Raw genomic sequence first — 1234 nt, forward strand, 5'->3', positions numbered from 1 at the left:
CCTGTCCACCAGAGGAAGCGAAAGGATCTTTTGTTTTAATTCTTCTAGTTCCATACCTAAAGATACAAATAATAGCTATTATAAACTAGAGCCTGCATTTATCCTATCGTACTCTTTGTCAATCCCCTATGGAAACCATATTTGCCCAAGTTTTTATAAATTTTAAGTGAACATTAAATAACTATATTTAAGGTAAGATCAACAGACTAAGGATACATAAAATCAACTATATTTTCCCTATTTAATATAGGATTGGCACCTTCTTTCGTAGCCACCATAGCTCCTACTGCACAGCCAAAATCTAAAGCCTGCTGTGGACTCTCACCGTTGAACAACCTATAAATTACCGAAGCCAAAAAAGAATCACCCGAGCCTACCGTATCAACAACTTTGATCCTATATCCACTATTATAATACCAGTTCTTTTGATGATACAGCACAGCACCATAAGCTCCTTTTGTAACACAAATGGTTTCCGTTTGGGTCTGTTCGGACACAAATGCTATTGTCTGCTCCATGGAATGGTATTTAGAGCCAAGATATTCCGCTACCTCGTACAATTCGTCATCATTGAACTTTATAAAATTGGCATGATGCATTAAATCTAAAAGCAGTTCCTTAGTATAATGTGGTGCTCTTAAATTCACATCAAAAACCTTGTATTGTGCTATTTTCAATAAGCGCTCTAGGGTTACCCTAGAAGTACTATCCCTGCAGACAAGACTACCATAAATAAAAATATCAGTTTGTTTTAGAATACTTTCATATGGATTTCTTGGCAAAATTTTATCCCAAGCAACAGGATAGGTAATATCATAGGATGCCACCCCTTTATCATTTAATACTACATTTACATGCCCAGTATCATAATTGGAACTCACTTGTATCCCAACAGTGTTGACTCCAGAATTATTTAAAAAGTCAATAATCCTTTTTCCATCCTTGTCATCACCAACACTGCTTATCATGTAAACGTCTACCCCGTATGACTGTAGTCGCAATGAAACATTCAAGGGAGCCCCTCCAATCTTTGAGTGTGTTGGAAAATTATCGAATAAAACCTCACCGAAGCAAATAGCTTTTATATTTTTCATCTTTAGATATTTAATGTTTTCTAACTATCATACCAGCCCGGTTGCATCTTTCCTTTAGATTTATAAAGTTATATTTAGTAAATAAAAGGAATACAAAAAAGAATAATAGTTATGATGATGAGATTTCTTTTTTTGCTTCT

Annotated in this window: 1 protein-coding gene; it reads right to left on the bottom strand. The window is 34.8% G+C overall.

Translation table 11 applies throughout. The features are described 5' to 3' along the window. Positions 1-206 precede the first annotated feature (206 nt). Positions 207-1094: a carbohydrate kinase family protein gene (locus tag H344_RS0116830; RefSeq protein ID WP_026811330.1), complete on the bottom strand. Its 888-nt coding sequence runs from the start codon at positions 1092-1094 to the stop codon at positions 207-209. Between the last annotated feature and the right edge of the window lie 140 nt (positions 1095-1234).

The organism is Arenibacter latericius DSM 15913 (assembly GCF_000424985.1).
Taxonomy (GTDB): Bacteria; Bacteroidota; Bacteroidia; order Flavobacteriales; family Flavobacteriaceae; genus Arenibacter; species Arenibacter latericius.

Coding starts and splice junctions, on each gene's coding strand:
- H344_RS0116830 (WP_026811330.1), bottom strand. CDS start 1,094: ATGAAAAATATAAAAGCTATTTGCTTCGGTGAGGTTTTATTCGATAAT.